This is a genomic window from Stenotrophomonas sp. AR029 (assembly GCF_047520695.2).
Taxonomy (GTDB): Bacteria; Pseudomonadota; Gammaproteobacteria; order Xanthomonadales; family Xanthomonadaceae; genus Stenotrophomonas; species Stenotrophomonas sepilia.
The window spans coordinates 316844-332659 of the sequence record NZ_JAXBQQ020000001.1 but is presented as its reverse complement, the minus strand read 5'-3'; the positions used below and the strand labels follow the sequence as shown (position 1 = coordinate 332659).

The 15816-nt window shown below is 68.2% G+C and carries 16 protein-coding genes; 4 read left to right on the top strand and 12 right to left on the bottom strand.

All coding sequences use genetic code 11. The annotated features are described in order from the left end of the window. Window positions 1-6 precede the first annotated feature (6 nt). Window positions 7-1596: a cytochrome ubiquinol oxidase subunit I gene (locus ACM0PB_RS01575; RefSeq protein WP_053501033.1), complete on the bottom strand. Its 1590-nt coding sequence runs from the start codon at window positions 1594-1596 to the stop codon at window positions 7-9. 228 nt (window positions 1597-1824) lie between these two features. Between ACM0PB_RS01575 and cydD the strand changes: the two genes are divergently transcribed. After that, window positions 1825-3570 (top strand): thiol reductant ABC exporter subunit CydD, encoded by a 1746-nt coding sequence (gene cydD, locus ACM0PB_RS01570; RefSeq protein WP_065178265.1) that lies wholly within the window; start codon window positions 1825-1827, stop codon window positions 3568-3570. Next, window positions 3567-5240 carry a thiol reductant ABC exporter subunit CydC gene (gene cydC / locus ACM0PB_RS01565; RefSeq protein ID WP_065196625.1) on the top strand — a complete coding sequence of 558 codons (1674 nt, stop codon included), beginning with the start codon at window positions 3567-3569 and terminating at the stop codon, window positions 5238-5240. Before cydD ends, cydC begins: the two co-directional genes overlap by 4 nt. A gap of 98 nt (window positions 5241-5338) precedes the next feature. On the opposite strand, the gene ACM0PB_RS01560 is transcribed toward cydC, so the two are convergent. From ACM0PB_RS01560 to ccmA, 11 genes are all read right to left on the bottom strand, one after another. Further along, complete coding sequence (locus ACM0PB_RS01560) at window positions 5339-5683, bottom strand: DUF1294 domain-containing protein (RefSeq protein WP_065186050.1); 345 nt, start codon at window positions 5681-5683, stop codon at window positions 5339-5341. Further along, on the bottom strand, window positions 5684-6796 hold the full coding sequence (gene metX, locus ACM0PB_RS01555; protein ID WP_065178268.1) for a homoserine O-acetyltransferase MetX: 1113 nt from the start codon (window positions 6794-6796) through the stop codon (window positions 5684-5686). 72 nt (window positions 6797-6868) lie between these two features. After that, window positions 6869-7858 (bottom strand): tetratricopeptide repeat protein, encoded by a 990-nt coding sequence (locus ACM0PB_RS01550; protein WP_065178269.1) that lies wholly within the window; start codon window positions 7856-7858, stop codon window positions 6869-6871. Further along, window positions 7852-8301: a cytochrome c-type biogenesis protein gene (locus tag ACM0PB_RS01545; protein ID WP_065178270.1), complete on the bottom strand. Its 450-nt coding sequence runs from the start codon at window positions 8299-8301 to the stop codon at window positions 7852-7854. Before ACM0PB_RS01545 ends, ACM0PB_RS01550 begins: the two co-directional genes overlap by 7 nt. Window positions 8302-8305: 4 nt before the next feature. Then, complete coding sequence (locus ACM0PB_RS01540) at window positions 8306-8923, bottom strand: DsbE family thiol:disulfide interchange protein (RefSeq protein WP_005417655.1); 618 nt, start codon at window positions 8921-8923, stop codon at window positions 8306-8308. Between the two features lie 8 nt (window positions 8924-8931). Then, window positions 8932-10851, bottom strand: a complete 1920-nt coding sequence (locus ACM0PB_RS01535; RefSeq protein ID WP_065186051.1) for a heme lyase CcmF/NrfE family subunit — start codon at window positions 10849-10851, stop codon at window positions 8932-8934. Continuing rightward, window positions 10852-11313: a cytochrome c maturation protein CcmE gene (gene ccmE, locus ACM0PB_RS01530; RefSeq protein WP_414604725.1), complete on the bottom strand. Its 462-nt coding sequence runs from the start codon at window positions 11311-11313 to the stop codon at window positions 10852-10854. It lies immediately after the preceding gene. Next, window positions 11310-11498 carry a heme exporter protein CcmD gene (locus ACM0PB_RS01525; protein WP_005417652.1) on the bottom strand — a complete coding sequence of 63 codons (189 nt, stop codon included), beginning with the start codon at window positions 11496-11498 and terminating at the stop codon, window positions 11310-11312. The genes ccmE and ACM0PB_RS01525 overlap by 4 nt, the downstream gene beginning before the upstream one ends. Further along, window positions 11495-12265: a heme ABC transporter permease CcmC gene (gene ccmC, locus ACM0PB_RS01520; RefSeq protein ID WP_005417651.1), complete on the bottom strand. Its 771-nt coding sequence runs from the start codon at window positions 12263-12265 to the stop codon at window positions 11495-11497. The genes ACM0PB_RS01525 and ccmC overlap by 4 nt, the downstream gene beginning before the upstream one ends. Window positions 12266-12308: 43 nt before the next feature. After that, window positions 12309-13004 (bottom strand): heme exporter protein CcmB, encoded by a 696-nt coding sequence (gene ccmB, locus ACM0PB_RS01515; RefSeq protein ID WP_065196626.1) that lies wholly within the window; start codon window positions 13002-13004, stop codon window positions 12309-12311. Continuing rightward, window positions 13001-13630, bottom strand: coding sequence for a heme ABC exporter ATP-binding protein CcmA (gene ccmA / locus ACM0PB_RS01510; RefSeq protein WP_065178272.1), 630 nt, complete (start codon window positions 13628-13630; stop codon window positions 13001-13003). Before ccmA ends, ccmB begins: the two co-directional genes overlap by 4 nt. A gap of 178 nt (window positions 13631-13808) precedes the next feature. Here ccmA and ACM0PB_RS01505 point away from each other — a divergent pair, with 178 nt between their 5' ends. Then, window positions 13809-14957 (top strand): pyridoxal phosphate-dependent aminotransferase, encoded by a 1149-nt coding sequence (locus ACM0PB_RS01505; protein ID WP_065178273.1) that lies wholly within the window; start codon window positions 13809-13811, stop codon window positions 14955-14957. A gap of 14 nt (window positions 14958-14971) precedes the next feature. Beyond that, window positions 14972-15778 (top strand): amidohydrolase, encoded by an 807-nt coding sequence (locus tag ACM0PB_RS01500; protein ID WP_065196628.1) that lies wholly within the window; start codon window positions 14972-14974, stop codon window positions 15776-15778. Window positions 15779-15816 lie beyond the last annotated feature (38 nt).

Below are 15816 nucleotides of genomic sequence, written 5' to 3'. Positions count from 1 at the left end.
CCTGCCTCAGGCCTGGCCGGCGGCCGGCGCCGAGGCATTGTGGGAAGCATGCGGCTGGGGCGACTGCAGCGACGGCAGCAGTTCGTCCGGCCCCTTGCGGATCGCCTTGAGCATCAGCTTGATCTCGACCACGATCAGCGCGGTGTAGATCGCGGTGAAGCCGGCCAGGGTCAGCACGATTTCATGCAGGGCCAGGCCCGATGCCGCATAGAAGGTCGGCAGCACGCCATCGACCGCCCACGGCTGGCGGCCGTATTCGGCGACGAACCAGCCGCACTCGATCGCGATCCACGGTGCCGGCAGCGTCCACAGGGCCAGCTTGAGGAACCAGCGCTTGTCCTGGAAGTTGTTGCGGCACGAGTAGTAGAAGGCCAGCGCGAAGAAGGCGATCAGGTAGAACCCCAGGCCGGCCATCACGCGGAAGGTCCAGAACAGCGGCATCACGCGCGGCACCGTGTCCATCGCCGCCTGCGAGATTTCCTGCGGGGTGGCGTTGAGGATGTCATCGCGATAGCGCTTGAGCAGCAGGCCGTGTCCCAGGTCCTGCCAGTGGCGGTCGAACATCTCGCGCGCTTCCACGTCGTTCTTGTTCGCACGCAGGCGTTCCAGCGCGCCGTAGGCGAGCTGGCCACCGCGCACGCGGTGTTCGGCGCGCTCGACCAGTTCCAGGATGCCCGGAATCGGCTGGTTCAACGAACGGGTGGCGATCAGGCCCATCAGGTACGGGATCTTCACCGCGTAGTCGTTCTGGTGGGTGTCCTGGTTCGGGATGCCGAAGGCGGTGAAGTCGGCCGGCGCACGCTCGGTCTCCCACATCGCTTCGATCGCGGCCAGCTTCATCTTCTGGTGTTCACTGGCGGCGTAACCGCTCTCGTCACCCAGCACCACCACCGACAGCGATGACAGCAGGCCGAACGCTGCGGCCACCGCGAACGAACGACGGGCCAGGTCCTTGTGCTTGTTGCGCAGCAGGAACAGGGCGCTGATCGCCATCACGAACACCGCACCGGTCACATAACCGGCGCTGACGGTGTGCACGAACTTGGCCTGCGCCACCGGGTTGAACACCACCGCCATGAAGTCGACCACTTCCATGCGCATGGTTTCCGGGTTGAACACCGCACCGGTCGGGTTCTGCATCCAGCCGTTGGCGACCAGGATCCAGATCGCCGACAGGTTGGTACCCAGCGCCATCAGCCAGGTCACCATGAGGTGCTTGACCTTGGTCAGGCGGTTCCAGCCGAAGAAGAACAGGCCGACGAAGGTGGCTTCCAGGAAGAAGGCCATCAGGCCTTCGATGGCCAGCGGCGCACCGAAGATGTCACCGACGTAGTGGCTGTAGTAGGACCAGTTCATGCCGAACTGGAATTCCATGACGATGCCGGTGGCGACGCCCATGGCGAAGTTGATGCCGAACAGGACGCCCCAGAACAGGGTCATCCTGCGCCAGATCTCCTTGCCGGTCATCACGTACACGCTCTCCATGATGGCCACCATGAAGGACAGGCCGAGGGTGAGCGGTACGAATAGGAAGTGGTACATCGCGGTCAGCGCGAATTGCAGCCGCGACAGTTCTACGACTGTCTGATCAATCATGGCCTGGCTACCTCGTTGGATAGTGCCGTTGCAGGTGGCGGGAAGGGTGGTCTACGACGTGAATGATGTGACCGACTACTTCAAACAGCCTTGATCCAGATCAATGTATGAACAGGTGCCCCGGTTGATCGTATGCCAACCTGATGAAGACTGCGACTGCTGGCCGCAGAGGCCGGCCATTGCCTGCGCCTACAATGCCGTGTCTCCCCCGTTGCCCGTGAAGACCCCTTGAGCGCTGCCGAAACCTCCTCCGTCGCCCTGTCCCAGGACGCCGAAACGACCCGCCAGCGGCGCGCCCGCAGCGCGTGGCTGGCCGATCTGGCGCGGCCTGCTCGAGGCCGCCAGCGGCTGGCGGCACTGTGCATCAGCCTGTCCGGTGCCCTGTTGATCGGCCAGGCGGCCGCCATCGCCTGGCTGGTGCAGCAGGTGCTGGTGGAGCGCGCGCCGCTGGCCTCGGGGTTGCCGGTGCTGGGCGGTCTGGCGGCGATCCTGGTGGCGCGCACGCTGCTGGGCAGCGCCACCCAGGCCGCCGCCGGTGATGTGGCCGATGCCGCGCGGTTGGCCCTGCGTGAACGCGTGTTCGGACGCCTGCTTGGCCTGGGGCCGCTGTGGCTGCGCCAGCGCCGCACCGGCGAACTGGGCGAACTGATGCTGCATCACGCTGATGCGATCGAGAGCTATTACAGCGGTTTCCTGCCGGTACGCACCGAAGTGGTGGTGGTGCCGCTGCTGATCCTGGCCGCCGTAGCCTGGGTCGACTGGGTGGTGGCGCTGATCCTGCTGTTCACTGCACCGTTGGTACCGTTCTTCATGATGCTGGTGGGCTGGGGGGCCGAAGCGGCCGGCCGCGCGCAGCTGGGTGAGCTGGCGCGGATGAGCGGCCATTTCGCCGACCGCATCAAGGGCCTGGGCCTGCTGCGCCTGTATGGCCGCGGCGAGGCTGAGCTGGAGGGGATCGAGGCAGCTGCCGAAGGCGTGCGCGTGCGCACCCTGAAGGTTCTGCGCATCGCTTTCCTTTCGTCCACGGTGCTGGAGTTCTTCGCCTCGGTCAGCGTGGCGATGGTCGCCCTGTACCTCGGGCTGAGCTATCTGGGCATGATGTCGCTGCATGCAGCGGTACCGACGCTGGGGGCGGGCCTGTTCTGCCTGCTGCTGGCGCCGGAATTCTATGCGCCGCTGCGACGGCTGGCCGCGCACTACCACGACCGTGCCAATGCGCTGGCTGCCGCTGCTGAGGTGGAGCGCCTGCTGCAGTCGCTGCCCGGTGAGCAGGGCCTGATCGAGAACGAAGCCGCGCCGCTGGCGGTGGAGCCGGCCGAGGCCGCGCTGCCGCCGCTGCGGGCACAGGGTCTGGTGCTGCGTCCGCTGGGCGCGCCGCACGATGTGCTGCAGGATCTGGACGTGCTGCTGGAACCGGGCCAGCGCCTGGCCCTGGTCGGTCCCAGCGGGTCCGGCAAGAGTACGTTGCTGGAGGCGCTGGCCGGTTGGCTGCCGCCGCGTGCCGGCAAGCTGCAGGTGCGTCCCGGCGTGCAGGTGGCCTATGCCAGCCAGCGTCCGTACCTGTTCCACGGCAGCATCGCCGACAACCTGCGCCTGGCCGATCCCGGCGCCAGCGATGCGCGCCTGCGCGCGGTGGCCGAGGCTTCGCAGGTACTGCAGTTTGCGCAGCGCCTGCCGCAGGGGCTGGATACGGTGATCGGCGAACGTGGCTTCGGCCTGTCCGGTGGTGAGGCGCGTCGCATCGGCCTGGCCCGCCTCCTGCTGCGTGATCCGCAGGTGCTGCTGCTGGACGAACCCACCGCGTTCCTGGATGCCGATACCGAAGCGGCATTGCTGCGCAGCCTGGCCGCATATGCACGTGGCCGCAGCGTGGTGGTCGCCACCCACAGCCCGGCGGTGATCGCCTGGGCCGATCGTTGCCTGCTGCTGCCGGAAGGCCGCCTGGTGGAACCGGCACAGGCGGTGCGCGCATGAGCCGTTCGCCCGATTCGCTGCGCGCGGTGTTCCTGCGCCATCGTCCGCGCCTGTTGCTGACGATCCTGTTGTTGTGGACCACGATGCTGGCCGGCACTGCATTGCTGGGCCTGTCCGGTGGTTTCCTCACCGCGGCCGCGCTGGCCGGTGCCGCAGGCCTGGGGCAGGGATTCAATTTCTTCTCGCCGTCTGCGGGTATCCGTGGCTTGACCCTGGCGCGCATCGTGTCGCGCTACTTCGAAAAGCTGGTGGGCCACGATGCCACCCTGCGCATCGCCCGCGATCTGCGCGTCTGGTTCTTCCGCCGCGCGCTGCCACTGGCGCCGGCACGGCTGGGCGCTACGCGCACCGGCGAGCTGCTGGCGCGACTGCTGGGCGACATCGGCGAGGTGGATGGCCTGCTGGTACGGGCGATCGGGCCGCTGGTGGCACTGGGTGCGCTGTCGGTGGTGGCGGTTGCATCGGCGGCGCTGATCCTGCCGTCGGCGGCAGTGCTGCTGGCGGTGCTGGCGCTGCTGATCGCCTTCGGTGTGCCGTGGCTGGGCGTGCGTGGCCACGATGAGGAAGAAGCCGACCGCGCCGCGCATCGCGCCGCATTGCGCACCGCGGCCTTTGAAGGGTTGGAAGGGGCGGGAGATCTGGCCGCGCTGCATGCCGATGCCGCGTGGCAGCTGAAGGTGCGCGTGGCAGCCAAGCAGTTGGCCTCGCGTGACCGCCGCCGTCGCTGGCGCCTGGTCGCGGCCTCGACCCTGCACGGCCTGGTGGCCGGTCTGGGCCTGGTGGCGATGCTGGCGTTGGCCCTGCACGCCGCCGAACGGCAGCGCATCGCGCCGGAGATGGCGGCGGGCCTCGTGTTCCTGACCGTGGCGTTGATCGAACTGTGGGCCGGCATGGGCCTGGCCTGGCAGTCGCTGCAGTCCGGGCGCATTGCCGCAGATCGCCTGCAGGCGATCGTCGAGCAACCGCCGACGGTGGACGATCCGCAAGTGCCACAGCCGGTGCCGCAAGCCGCGCGCGTGCATTGGGACGATGTGCATTTCCAGTGGCCGGGCGCGGCGCGGCCGGTGCTGTCCGGTCTCCAGCTGACCCTGGCGCCAGGCGAACGCATTGCCATCCGCGGCGACAGCGGCAGTGGCAAGACCACGCTGTCCAGCCTGCTGCTGCGGCTGTGGGATCCGCAGCAGGGGCGAATCACCTATGGTGGCCGCGATCTGCGCGACGTCGCCCAGGCTGAGTGGCACCAGCAACTGGCGTGGCTGCCACAGAACGCACCGGTGTTTGCCGGCAGCGTGGCAGAAAACCTGCGGTTGGGCGATCCCGATGCCAGCGACGCCGCCTTGTGGGCGGTCCTCCGTCGCGTGCGCCTGGGCGACTGGGCCGAGCGCAACGGTGGCCTGCAGGCCTGGGTGGGCGAGAACGGCGCGACGATGTCGGCTGGCCAGGCGCGACGGCTGGCGCTGGCGCGGGCACTGCTGCGCAACGCGCCGATCCTGCTGCTGGACGAACCAACCGAAGGGTTGGACGTGGATACCGCACGTGCGCTGCTGCAGGATCTCTCCGGGTTGCTGGACGGGCGCAGCCTGTTGATGATCACCCACGACGACCTGCCCGAAGGCGTGGTCGATGCGCAGTACCGGTTGCGTGATGGGGTGTTGGAGCGCGAAGCGTGACAACACCCCGGTAGTGGGGGGGGCTGGCCGGCAACCACGCATCCGCGTCGAACATCATGACGTTGCCGGCCAGCGGCCGGCACTACCGATTGCGGGCGTTACCGCGAAAATTCGCGCAGCAGTACCGCGATCGAGGCCACGTTGGCCAGCACGCACAGCCAGAACACCCATTGGAACGCGGCCTTGCGATGCTTGTGGCGGAACATCGCCTGGCCCAGCAGCGCGCCGGGCCAGCCGCCGGCGAACGCCAGCAGCTGCAGCGTGCGTTCGGGAATCCGCCACTGCTTTCGCTGCGCCGCGCGCTTGTCATGGCCATAGAGGCCGAACGACACCGCGCTGGCCAGCACGCACCAGCCACCCAGCCACAGCGGCAGCACGCCGCTGATCATCAATGCAGCCAACGCGCCGAAAGCAGCCAGCGCGAGATTACGCCGCCACGCCACTTACAGCGCGTCGAGGAAGCCGCGCACGGCCGGGCCGAAACGCTCGAAATCGACGAGAAAGGCGTCGTGGCCCTGCGGAGATTCCAGGCCGATGAAGTGCGCATCGGCACCGCCGGCGCGCAGGCCATCGGCAATCTGTTGCTGCTGCTGCACGGGGAACAGGATGTCGGTGTTGGCGCCGATCGCCAGCGCCTTCTCCACCCGGATCTTCGCGAGCCCGGCCAGCACGTCGCCGTCGGCATACTCGGCCAGGTCGAACCAGTCCATCGAGCGGCTCAGGTACAGGTAGCAGTTCGGATCGAAGAAACGCACGAAGCGCCGTGCGTGGCCTTCCAGATAGCTTTCCACCTGGAATTCCAGGCCGAACGGATCGTCGTCGGTCTGGTCCGAATCCAGCCGTACGCGGCCGAAGCGGCCATCCCACTCCAGTGCGGAGCGGTAGGTGATCACGCCCAGCTTGCGCGCCATGCGCATGCCGGACTCGGGGTACTCGGCATCGTCGTAGTGGCCGCCATTCCAGCGCGGGTCAAGGCGGATCGCCTCGCGCTGCAGCGAGCGGATGGCGATCGAGAACGGCAACGCCTGCGCGCTGCCGGAAATGTTGACGTGGCTGCGCGCGATGCCCGGATGCAGCATCAGGATGGCAAGGGCCGTCATGCCGCCCATCGAGTTGCCGACCACGCAGGCCAGCTGCCCGATGCCCAGCGCACGCACGACCTCGACCGCAGCACGGGCACCGTCTTCGATTGACAGTTCGGGGAAATCAAGGCGGTAGGGCTCACCGCTGGCCGGGTTGAGCGAAGCGGGGCCGGTCGAGCCCTTGCAGCTGCCCAGCGAATTCACGCACACCACGAACCAGCGGTTGGTATCGATGGGTTTGTCGGGGCCAACCATCGCTTCCCACCAGCCCGGTGCCGGGTTGGCCTCGTTGGCCGCTGCATGCGCGTCTGGGGACAGGCCGGTCACGATCAGGATCGCATTGCTGGCATCGGCGGCCAGCGTTCCCCAGGTCTCGTAGGCCACCCGTGCGCCATGCAGGGCGCCACCGCGCTTGAACGGGAAGGGCGAGGGCAGAGCGTGGAAGCGGGTGCCGGGTGGGATGAATTCAGTCATGCGGGCATTCTAGCGGGGCCGCATGTGGAGCTGGCGACACGCTGGTTTCCATCGGCACTACCGGGCGGCGCGTTATGGAAACCGCAGCTCCACCACGCCCTCATGCGGCAGGCTTACCTTCACCGGAACGCTCTGCAGGTCATCCTCGCTGCGGTTGGCGCTGCCGCTGCGCGAGATGCGTGCCAGCACTTCCACTTCGCGATGGGCCGACAGCGGTGCGGTTGGCATCGGACTGTCAGCGTCGCCCAGCGCAACCGTGGCCGGGAAGCCGGCCAGCGGCAGCTTGCGAGCGGCCACCGGCATCGGCGGTCCATCCACGGCGCGCGCCAGTACGAACACCTGGGTGCTGGCTGGCCAGTCGGCGTTCTTCAGTGCCGGCAGCTGCACGCGCACCTGCAGCAGCGCCGCTGGCGCCGCAGCGCCAGCATCGGGCGCCTGGCCAGCGGCCTCGCGGGCAATCGCGATCTGCGCCTGCAGCGCCCGCGCGGCGCCCGGTTCCAGTCGCGGCAGCAGGCCGCTCCACACGTCCGCAGCCTCGGCGTTCTTTCCGCGCTGCCGCAGGGCGATGCCCAGCAGCCAGCTGGCGCGCTCGGCGTCGGGGGCCAGTGTACGTGCCTGCTGCAACCAGGCCATCGCGGTGTCGTCGAACTGCTTGCCGGCATCAGCCTGCGCGCGCGCCTGCGCGGCTTCCACCAGCACGCCCGGATCATCCGGTGCCAATTCGGCGGCCTTCGCGAAGGCGTCTGCCGCAGCTGAGGCATTGCCCAGTTCGGCCTGCGAACGCCCGAGCAATGCCCAGCCATCGGCACGCTGAGGGTCGCGCTTCAGTGCATCCTGCAGGGCCTGCACGCCATCGCGCAGGGTGGCTACCGACGGCGTCGGCTGCACCTGTGCTGCACGCGGATCACCGACCAGCAGGTACAGGCAGGCACCGGCCACGCCCAGTGCGAACACGCCGACCACGAAACCGCGACGACCTTGGTGGCGCAACGGCCACAGCACCAGTGCTGCCATCAGCGCAGCAACCAGGCCGGCCAGCACCGGCAGCCAATGGTTCACCATTCGTCTCCTTCATCGGCCTTGCCGGCCGGTGCCGCGCCGACGGTGCGTCCACGTCGGCGGACGATGCCCAGCACCACCAGTGCACCGGCGCCGAGCACCAGCAGGGGGCCACCCCACAGCAGCCAGGTGCCCGGCTGCAACGGTGGTTGATAGAGCACGAACTCACCGTAGCGGGCGACCAGGAACTGCTTGATCTGTGCGTCGTCGTGGCCCTGCTGCATCAGCTGCAGCACCTCGCGGCGCAGGTCCTGCGCGATCTGCGCATTGGAATCGGCCAGCGACTGGTTCTGGCACTGCACGCAGCGCAGCTGCGCGGCCAGGTCATGGAAGCGGCGTTCCTCGGCATCATCGCGGAACTGCAGCGGCTGCGGATCGTGCAGCGGCTGCTGGGCCAGTGCGGCCAGCGGCACCATCAGGAGCAGCAGCGCCAGCAGCCAGCGCATCGGCTCAGGGCGCCGTATGCAGGGTGTTGCCGGCACTGCCCTGGGCCTTCTCGATCTTCTGCAGTGCCGGGATCAGCTTCTCGTCGACCACGCGCTGGGTCATCGCGCCACTGTACTTCCAGCGCACGATGCCACTGCCATCGACCAGGAACGTCTCCGGTGCGGCGGTCACGCCCCAGTCGATCGCGGTGCGGCCCTCGACGTCGCTGAGCACCACCATGAACGGGTTGCCCAGCTGTTCCAGCCAGTGCAGCGCGTCGGTCGGGTCATCCTTCCAGTTGTAGCCGATCACGCGCACGCGCTTGCTCTCGGCAAAGCGGGTCAGCACCGGATGTTCTTCGCGGCAGGCCGCGCACCAGCTGCCCCAGACGTTCAGCAGATAGGGCGCACCGCGCAGGTCGTCGCTGTGTACGATCATTTCCGGGTCATGCAATACCGGCAGCGCGAACGCCGGCGCCGGCTTGTCGATCAGGGCCGACGGCAGCACGTCGCGCTGCGGGTCGCCCGATTTCATCACCCCGTAGATCATCAGCCCGAGCAGGCCGAAGAAGAACAGCACGCCGATCACGATGGCTACCGGCGGCAGCGGGCGGGAGGGGCGCGGGGCGGGGGACTCGGACATGGGAACTCCTACGGACGACGGAAACGGCGGTCGGCGGCGGTGATGAATCCGCCCAGGGCCATCAGCAGCGCGCCCAGCCAGATCCAGCGCACGAACGGCTTGATGTGCACCCGTACCGCCCATGCATTGTTGCCCAGCGGCTCGCCCAATGCCACGTAGACATCGCCGTCGAAGCGTGCATCGATGCCGGCCTCGGTCATCACCTGGCCGCCGCTGGCGTACTGGCGCTTTTCCGGATGCAGCAGGGCCAGCTCGCGGCCGTCGAGGAACACGCGCAGGTGGCCGCGGTCGGCGATGAAATTCGGCCCTTCGCGATGGTCCACGCCCTCGAAGCGCACTTCGTGGCGACCGATCACCAGCTGCTGGCCAGGCGCCAGCGCCACTTCGCGTTGCACGTTCAGCGCTTCCACCAGCAGCGCGCCCGCCAGGAACACGGCGATGCCGGCGTGGGCGACGATCATGCCGAGCATCTCGGCGGTGAAGCGGCCATTGCCGCGCAGGCGCTGCCAGACGAAGCGTGCGGTGCCGAGTGCGACCCAGGCCGCAGCGGCGACGCCGATGCCGGCCTTCCAGCCGTTCTGCGGCGCCTGCCACCAGGCCAGCGCGCCCAGCAGCAGCGCCAGTCCCAGCCAAGGTGCCAGCAGCGCGAAGGCGCGCGAGGGCTGGTCACGCTGCCATTTCACCAGCGGGCCGAACGGCAGCAACAGGATCATCGGTGCCATCAGCAGCAGGAACAGGCTGCCGAAGTAGGGCGGGCCGACCGAGATCTTGCCCAGCGACAGCGCATCGGCCAGCAGCGGGTACAGCGTGCCCAGCAGCACCATTGCGCAGGCGGTGGCCAGCAGCAGGTTGTTGGCCAGCAGCAGGGTCTCGCGCGAGGTGGCGGTGAAGCCACGGCGCGGATCGTCGGCGTCCACGCTCAGCTGGCTGGCACGCAGCGCATACAGCAGCAGGCTGCCGCCCACCAGCACCGACAGGAACACCAGGATGAACAGGCCGCGCGAGGGATCGGCGGCGAACGAATGCACGCTGGTCAGCACGCCCGAGCGCACCAGGAAGGTGCCCAGCAGTGACAGCGCGAAGGCGGCGATCGCCAGCAGCAGGGTCCAGCTGCCGAAGGTGCCGCGCTTTTCAGTGACGGCCTGTGAATGGATCAGTGCCGCACCGACCAGCCACGGCATGAAGCTGGCATTTTCCACCGGGTCCCAGAACCACCAGCCTCCCCAGCCCAGCTCGTAGTAGGCCCACCAGCTGCCCAATGCGATGCCCAGGGTCAAAAAGCCCCAGGCAACGTTGGTCCACGGCCGCGTCCAGCGCAGCCAGCGCGCATCCACGCGACCTTCCAGCAATGCCGCCACCGCGAACGCGAACGGCACCGCAAAGCCCACGTAGCCGATGTACAGCATCGGCGGGTGGATGATCAGGCCCGGATCCTGCAGCAGCGGATTGAGGTCGCGGCCTTCCAGCGGCGCCGGGTTCAGGCGCAGGAACGGATTGGAGGTGAAGATCAGGAAGGCGAGGAAGCCGACGCTGACGATGCCCATCAGCGCCAGTACGCGCGCCTGCACCGATGCCGGCAGGTGCCGCGAGAACAGCGCCACCGCGCCGGTCCACAATGCCAGCACCAGCGCCCACATCAGCAGCGAGCCCTCATGCGCGCCCCACACCGCCGAATAGCGGTAGATCAGCGGCAGCAGCGAATTGGAGTTCTCGGCCACGTAGCGCACCGAGAAATCCTGCTGCACGAACGCGGCGGTCAGCACCGCGAAGGCGCCGGCCAACAGCAGCAGCTGCGCGAAGGCGGCAGGCCGCGCCACCGCCATCCATGCCGCGTTGTTGCGATGCGCACCGACCAGCGGCAGGCCGGCCTGCAGCAGCGAGGCCAGCAACGCACACAACAGCAGGATCTGACCCAGTTCGGGCAGCACTCAGCGCACCTCGGGGGCCGTCACCGGCACGTCGTGCTTGCGATGGGCATCGCCCATCTTGTCGGCCACTTCCTTCGGCACGTACTTCTCATCGTGCTTGGCCAGCACTTCGTCGGCGACGAAGACACCGTCCTGCAGGCGGCCACTGGCGACCACCGCGGTGCCTTCGGCGAACATGTCCGGCAGGATCCGCGAGGTGGTCACCGCCAGCTGTGCATCGCCGTCGGTCACTTCGAAGCGCGCCTCCAGCGAGCCGACCGGGCGGTTGAAGGAGCCCTTCACCACCATGCCGCCCAAGCGGAAACGCGACTGTGCATCGACATCGCCGCGCAGCACTTCCGAAGGGGTGTACAGGTAGGCGATGTTGCGCTCGAGCGCCATCGCCACCAGCGCGGTGGCCAGGCCGGAGGCGAGCAGGGCCAGCAGCACCCACACCAGGCGGCGACGCTGCGCCGGGGTCATCGTTCCAGCTCCGTCGACAGCGTCGTCGCCGCGTCCTGCCTGCCAGCGCGGGTCTGCTGCCGCTGCTGGCGGGCCAGTGCCAGCCGGCGCGCCACGCGCAGGCGCAGCCACGAACCGAGGGCATCGGCGCTGAGTACCAGCACGAATACGGCGTAGGCGCCGATCACATAGGGCAGGTGGGTCATGGCTGGGCCTCCCGGGAGGCGCGCGCGGCATCGACACGGCCGCCGACCCAGGCCTTGCCGGCCTCGCGGTCGAGATTGTCGGCGCGGGCCTTGGCCAGCACCGAACCGGCGAACCAGAACTTGGTGCCGATCACCATCCACCACAGCGGCGCGATCATCGCGCTGCTGATCGCCGATTCACCGAACACGCTGATCGACTGGCGCTGGTGCAGACCACCCCACCAGTCCACCGAATAGCGGATCACCGGCAGCAGGCTGACACCTACAATGGCCAGCAGGCCAGCGGCGCGCGCGGCGCTGCGGCGGTCTTCGATGGCGTGGTACAGACCGATCACGCCCAGGTACAGGAACAGCAGTACCAGTTCGCTGGTCATGCGCGGGTCCCAGTCCCACCAGGTGCCCCAGGTGCCCTTGCCCCAGATGCTGCCGGTCAGCAGGGTGATGAGGGTGAAGCCGGCGCCCATCGGCGCGCAGGCCATGGCCAGGATCTCGCAGACCTTGATCCGCCAGATCAGCGCGATCGCGGCATACAGCGCCATCAGCGCGAACACGAACAGGCTCATCCAGGCACTGGGGACGTGAATGTAGAGGATCCGGAAGCTGTCCAGCTGCTTGGCTTCCGGCGGCACCACCAGCAGCGCCTGCCACATGCCGACCAGCAGCACCGGCACTGCAGCAAGGTAGAACACCCGCGACCAGCGGGCAGCGAAACGGTCGAACGTGGGAGGCGAACCGAGTTGGTGGAACCAGCGGACAATCGGATTCATGCGTGGCGGCTATCCAGCAGGGGTGGATTGGCTCTCAGCTCGGTCAACTCAGAGAAATACGTATTGCAGCGGCGGTGGCCAGCGGCGCCAGCACCAGCGCGACCAGCAGGCCGGCGCCCAGCATCAGCAGCGCACCGACCGGATCCTGCCCGCGCCCGGCTGCCGCCAGGCTGCCTGCGCCGAACACCAGCACCGGCACGTACAGCGGCAACGACAGCAGCGCCACGAGAATACCAGAGCGCCGGATGCCAACGGTCAGTGCGGCGACCACGCCACCGATCAGGCTCAGCAAGGGCGTGCCCAGCAGCAACGATGCCAGCAACATCGGCAGCTGGTCATGCGGCAGATGCAGCATTTCGGCCAGCAGCGGGCTGATCACGATCAGCGGCAGTGCCGTGGTGGCCCAGTGCAGCAGCACGCGCACCAGTACCAGCCAGGGCAGCGGCACCGGCGCCAGCAGCCACTGCTCCAGCGAGCCATCTTCGGCGTCGGAACGGAACAGCGAATCCAGCGACAGCTGTCCCGCCAGCAGCACGGCCAGCCACAGCACGGCGCCGGCGGTGGCGGCCAGCAGTTGTGGCTCACGACCCTGGGCCAGCGCGAACAGCACCACCACCAGCACCGCGAACAGCAGCGGTTGCAGCGCGTCGCCGCGGCGGCGCCAGAGCAGGCGCAGGTCGCGCTTGAGCAGGGCGCCTGCGGTCTGCCACAGGCCTGGTTCGGTACCCGGCGCGATCATGCGGCACCGCCGAGGTCGAGCTGGCGGGTACGTACCGGCGGTGCGGCATAGGCGCCATGGGTGGTGACCAGCGCAGCGCCGCCGGCGCGCAGGTGCGCCGAAATCATCCGGTTGACCAGGGTGATGCCCTCCAGGTCGAGGTTGGCGTAGGGTTCGTCGAGCAGCCACAGTGGCGCCGGCGACAGCCAGATGCGCGCCAGTGCCAGCCGCCGCTTCTGCCCGGCCGACAGGTGGCGTACCAGAGTGTCCTCGTAACCGGCCAGGCCGACGATGGCCAGCGCGTTGCCGGGCATCTGCCGCGCACGGCGGCCGTGCAGGCCACACAGGAAGTGCAGGTTTTCCAGCGTGCCGAGGTCCGGCTTCAGCGCCGGCAGGTGGCTGAGATAGGCGACATAGCGCGCACGCTCTGCGTTGCTGGAGGGCTTGCCGTCGATCCGCACCTGGCCGGCGCCGGGCCGGGCCAGGCCGGCCAGAACGCGCAGCAGGGTGGTCTTGCCGGCGCCGTTGCCACCCTGCACCAGCAGGGCTTCACCCGCGTCCACATGGAAGTCCAGCGGGCCGAACACCGGCTCGTCATTGCGGGAGAAGCTCAGGCCGCTGGCGGCCAGCAATGCAGGGGTGTTCAAGGGGCAGGGGTCTTCATGCCGGAGTGCGGTCGCAATTGTAGCGGTGAATTCGCAGGGTAGTGCCGGCCGCTGGCTGGCAATTTCTCCAACTGCCAGCCGAGGTTGCCGGCCAGCGGCCGGCACCACCGACGCGCGGATTGCGTAAACTCGGAGGCCTTGTTCCCCACAGTCCAGGCCGATGCAACCCACCACCAAGCTGCCCAAGGTCGGTACCACGATCTTCACCGTGATGTCCCAGCTCGCCGCCGAACACGGCGCGGTCAACCTGGGCCAGGGTTTCCCGGACTTTTCCGCGCCGCAGCGCCTGATCGATGAGACTGCCAAGGCGATGGCCGCCGGGCTGAACCAGTACCCGCCGATGACCGGCGTGGCCCCGCTGCGCCAGGCCATCGCCCAGAAGGCGCTGGACTGCTACGGCGCGCAGGTGGATGCGGACAGCGAGATCACCGTCACCAGCGGCGGCACCGAGGCGATCTTCAACGCCATCCACGCCGTGGTGCGTGCGGGCGAGGAAGTGATCGTGCTCGACCCGGCCTACGATTGCTACGAGCCGGCGATCGACCTGGCCGGCGCCAAGGCGGTGCATGTGTCGCTCGATCCGCAGACCTTCGCCGTCGATTGGGATCGCGTGCGTGCAGCGATCTCCCCGCGCACCCGCATGTTGATCGTCAACACCCCGCACAATCCGTCCGGCGCGATGCTGTCGGCGCAGGACATGCAGGCGCTGGCCGAACTGCTGCGCGGCACGCAGATCTACCTGATTTCCGATGAAGTGTATGAGCACATCATCTACGACGGCCGTCGCCATGAGTCGGCGCTGCGCTACCCGGAGCTGCGCGAGCGCGCATTCGTGATCTCCAGCTTCGGCAAGACCTACCACTGCACCGGCTGGAAGATCGGCTATGCGATCGCGCCGCCGGCGCTGACCGTCGAGTTCCGCAAGGTGCACCAGTACAACACCTTCACCAGCTTCGGCCCGGCGCAGTACGGTTTCGCCGCGATGATCCGCGACGAACCCGAACACCACCTGGAACTGGGCGCCTTCTACCAGGCCAAGCGCGACCGTTTCCGCGAGCAGCTGGCCGGTACGCGCCTGAAAGCGCTGCCGGTGCCGGGTGGCTACTTCCAACTGGTGGACTACTCGGCCATCAGCGACCTGCCCGACCATGAGTTCGTGAAGTGGTTGACCATCGAGAAGGGCGTGACCGCCATTCCGCTGTCGCCGTTCTACGAGACTCCGCCGGCCGGCCAGCGCCTGGTGCGCCTGTGCTTTGCCAAGAACGAAGCGACCATGGACGCGGCGATCGAACGCCTGCGGCTGCTGTGAGCGGAGGCGTAGACATGCAGGACCTGCGCATTTCCCTCGTCCAGGGCGACACCCGCTGGCACGACCCGGCCGGCAACCGTGCCTACTATGGTGCGCTGCTGGCGCCGCTGGCCGGCACCACCGACCTGGTGATCCTGCCGGAGACCTTCACCAGTGGTTTCTCCAACGAGGCCATTGCCCAGGCCGAAGGCATGGACGGCCCGTCCGTGGCCTGGGTGCGCGAACAAGCGAAGGCGCTGGACGCGGCGGTGATCGGCAGCGTGCAGCTGCGCGACGGCGAGGGCGTGTACAACCGCCTGCTGTTTGCCACGCCCGAGGGCGAGCTGCAGTACTACGACAAGCGCCACCTGTTCCGCTACGGCGGCGAGCACGAACGCTATGCTGCTGGCCGCGAGCGCCTGAGCGTGGAATGGAAGGGTTGGCGGATCAATCCGCAGGTCTGCTACGACCTGCGTTTCCCGGTGTTCTGCCGCAACCGCTACAACGTCGAACGCCCGCAGCAGCTGGATTTCGACCTGCAGATCTTCGTCGCCAACTGGCCGTCTGCGCGCGCCTATGCGTGGAAGACCCTGCTGCGTGCGCGGGCAATCGAGAACCTGTGCTTCGTGGCGGCGGTAAACCGCGTCGGCGTGGACGGCAACCAGCTGCACTACGCCGGCGACAGCGCGGTGATCGACTTCCTCGGCCAGCCGCAGGTGGAGATCCGCGAACGCGAACAGGTGGTGACCACCACCATCTCGGCCGATGCCCTGGCCGCACATCGCGCGCGCTTCCCGGCGATGCTCGATGCCGATGCCTTCCACCTGGACGAACAGGCCTGAGCCACGGCCTGAACAACGCCGCACCAGCGCGCGCGCCT

What these genes read in the sequence shown, in the direction of transcription:
- ACM0PB_RS01550 (WP_065178269.1), bottom strand. Translation starts at nt 7,858, where the DNA reads ATGGTGAACCATTGGCTGCCGGTGCTGGCCGGCCTGGTTGCTGCGCTG.
- ccmC (WP_005417651.1), bottom strand. Translation starts at nt 12,265, where the DNA reads ATGAATCCGATTGTCCGCTGGTTCCACCAACTCGGTTCGCCTCCCACG.
- ACM0PB_RS01500 (WP_065196628.1), top strand. Translation starts at nt 14,972, where the DNA reads ATGCAGGACCTGCGCATTTCCCTCGTCCAGGGCGACACCCGCTGGCAC.
- cydC (WP_065196625.1), top strand. Translation starts at nt 3,567, where the DNA reads ATGAGCCGTTCGCCCGATTCGCTGCGCGCGGTGTTCCTGCGCCATCGT.
- ACM0PB_RS01545 (WP_065178270.1), bottom strand. Translation starts at nt 8,301, where the DNA reads ATGCGCTGGCTGCTGGCGCTGCTGCTCCTGATGGTGCCGCTGGCCGCA.
- ccmE (WP_414604725.1), bottom strand. Translation starts at nt 11,313, where the DNA reads ATGACCCCGGCGCAGCGTCGCCGCCTGGTGTGGGTGCTGCTGGCCCTG.
- ACM0PB_RS01525 (WP_005417652.1), bottom strand. Translation starts at nt 11,498, where the DNA reads ATGACCCACCTGCCCTATGTGATCGGCGCCTACGCCGTATTCGTGCTG.
- ACM0PB_RS01505 (WP_065178273.1), top strand. Translation starts at nt 13,809, where the DNA reads ATGCAACCCACCACCAAGCTGCCCAAGGTCGGTACCACGATCTTCACC.
- metX (WP_065178268.1), bottom strand. Translation starts at nt 6,796, where the DNA reads ATGACTGAATTCATCCCACCCGGCACCCGCTTCCACGCTCTGCCCTCG.
- ACM0PB_RS01540 (WP_005417655.1), bottom strand. Translation starts at nt 8,923, where the DNA reads ATGTCCGAGTCCCCCGCCCCGCGCCCCTCCCGCCCGCTGCCGCCGGTA.
- ccmB (WP_065196626.1), bottom strand. Translation starts at nt 13,004, where the DNA reads ATGATCGCGCCGGGTACCGAACCAGGCCTGTGGCAGACCGCAGGCGCC.
- ACM0PB_RS01575 (WP_053501033.1), bottom strand. Translation starts at nt 1,596, where the DNA reads ATGATTGATCAGACAGTCGTAGAACTGTCGCGGCTGCAATTCGCGCTG.